Source organism: Streptomyces sp. NPDC029216, assembly GCF_040648015.1.
GTDB lineage: Bacteria > Actinomycetota > Actinomycetes > Streptomycetales > Streptomycetaceae > Streptomyces.
The window spans coordinates 1-2,313 of the sequence record NZ_JBEZWL010000294.1 but is presented as its reverse complement, the minus strand read 5'-3'; the positions used below and the strand labels follow the sequence as shown (position 1 = coordinate 2,313).

The 2,313-nt window shown below is 77.6% G+C and carries 1 protein-coding gene; it reads left to right on the top strand.

What is annotated here, in order from left to right; translation table 11 throughout:
- Positions 1-103 precede the first annotated feature (103 nt).
- On the top strand, positions 104-2,313 hold a 2,210-nt coding region (locus AB0F18_RS39070), incomplete at its 3' end, for a nitrate- and nitrite sensing domain-containing protein (RefSeq protein WP_362070266.1).

Genomic DNA, 2,313 nt, shown 5'->3' with positions numbered 1-2,313 from the left:
CCCGGGCCGCCGCCCCCCGTCCGGCGCGCTCCCGCCCCCGTCCGGCGCGCTCCCGCTGAGCCCCGCGCCCCGTCCAGACGTACCGCCCCGGAACGAGGAGCCCATGCGCACACCCCGCAGCAGACCGGAACCCGCGCCCCCGTCGCGCGGCCGCCGCGCCCACGCGGGTCCCCCCGCCGAGGAGGCGGCCGGGGTCGGGTTCCCCGGCGCAGGTGACGCGGCCACGGCCCGGCCGGGGCTGCGGCTGCGGCCCGCGACCGTCCGCGCGAAGATCGTCTCGCTGCTGATGGTCCCGGTGGTCTCCCTGCTCGCCCTCTGGGGCTTCGCCACCGTGAGCACCGCCCAGGACATCGCCCGGCTCGGCCGCGTCCGGCAGGTCGACGCCGAGATACGCACGCCCGTCGCCGCCGCCCTCACCGAGATCCAGGCCGAACGCCGCGCCGCCGTCCGCTTCCTGGCCGACCCCGCCTCCGACCAGGCCTCCGCCCTCGAACAGCAGGCCCGGCGCACCGACGGGGCCGTACAGCGGCTGCGCCTCGGCGACAGCCACACCGTCGCCGACTCCGGCGACTACCGCACCGACGTGGTCGTCCGGCTCGCCGCCTTCGTCGCCGACGCGGAGGCCCTCGGCTCCGCCCGCAAGGACGTCGCCGGCCGCCGTGCCACCCCGGACGGCGCCTACGAGACGTACACCCGCGTGGCCGACTCCGCCCTCGCCGTCGAGGGCGCCCTGACCGGCGGCCGGGACGCCGAACTCGGGCCGGACGCCCGGGTCCTGCTGGAGTTCGCCCGGGCCGCCGAACTGCTCTCCCGCGAGGACGCCCTGCTCGCCCTGCCGGGCACCCGCACCGCCGAGGCGCAGCGCCGCCTGACCGGCACCGTGGAATCGCGCCGCACCCTCACCGCGGCCGGTGCGGGGGACCTGCCCGCCGGGCAGCGGGCGGTGTGGGAGTCCGTGGCGAAGAGCGCCGCGTACACCGAGCTCACCGGTGCCGAGGACAAGGCCCTGACGCCGGCCGGCACGGGGACGGCGACGGGCGCGGGACCGGGTGCGGGCGCCGGCGCCTCCGCCGCGAAGGAGCCCCGGGGCACGCCCCCGGGATGGGACGGCGCGTACGGCAGCGTCAGCAGCTCGATGCGCGAGATCCGGCAGGCCGCGCACGCCGAGACCACCGGACGTGCCGGCCCGCTCGCCGAAGCCGCGCTCAGCCCGGCCGGCGCCGCCGTGCTGCTGGGCCTGGCCGCCGTCGCCGTCTCGCTCGTCATCTCCGTCCGCATCGGCCGCTTCCTGGTCGTGGAGCTGGTCTCGCTGCGCAACTCCGCCCTGGAGATCGCCCACCGCAAGCTCCCGCAGGCCATGGACCGGATCCGGGCGGGCCGGGCCGACGAGATCGACATCGAGGCCGAAGCCCCCTCCGGCCCGCCCGCCGAGGACGAGATCACCCAGGTGGGTGATGCCCTGGCCACCGTCCACCGGGCCGCCCTCAGCGCCGCCGTCGAACGGGCCGAGCTCGCCAGCGGGGTGAGCGGCGTGTTCGTCAACCTCGCCCGCCGCAGCCAGGTCCTGGTCCACAAGCAGCTCAGCCTGCTCGACTCGATGGAGCGCCGGGCCGACGCCCCGGGCGAGCTCGGCGACCTCTTCCGGCTCGACCACCTCACCACGCGGATGCGCCGCCACGCGGAGAGCCTGATCATCCTCTCGGGCGCCGCCCCGGGCCGGGCCTGGCGGATGCCGGTGCCGCTGACGAACGTCGTGCGCGCGGCCGTCTCCGAGATCGAGGACTACCCGCGCGTCGAGGTGCGCGGGCTCGCCGAGACCTCCGTGGCCGGGGGATCGGTCGCCGACCTCACCCACCTCCTGGCCGAACTGATCGAGAACGCCGCCCAGTTCTCCCCGCCGCACACGAAGGTCCGGGTCAGCGGCGAGCCCGTCGGCGCCGGCTACGTGCTGGAGGTCGAGGACCGGGGGCTCGGCATGGGCCGCGAGGCCCTCGCCGAGGCCAACCGGCGCATCGAGCAGTCCGAGGACCTCGACCTCTTCGACAGCGACCGCCTCGGGCTCTTCGTGGTCAGCCGGCTCTCGGCCCGCCACGGCATCCAGGTGCACCTCCGGCCCTCGCCGTACGGGGGCACCACCGCCGTGGTGCTGCTGCCGGTCTCCCTGCTCCAGGGCGCCGTCGAAGCCGCGCCGCCGGCCGCCGGGGCCGAGCCGGACGAGGAGCACGGCCCGGCCGGCGGGGAGCCGACGCAGCCGCTGCGCGCGAGTGCCGTACGGGAGGCGGCGCGCGGCATCCGGGCCCCCAGCCCGGAGCA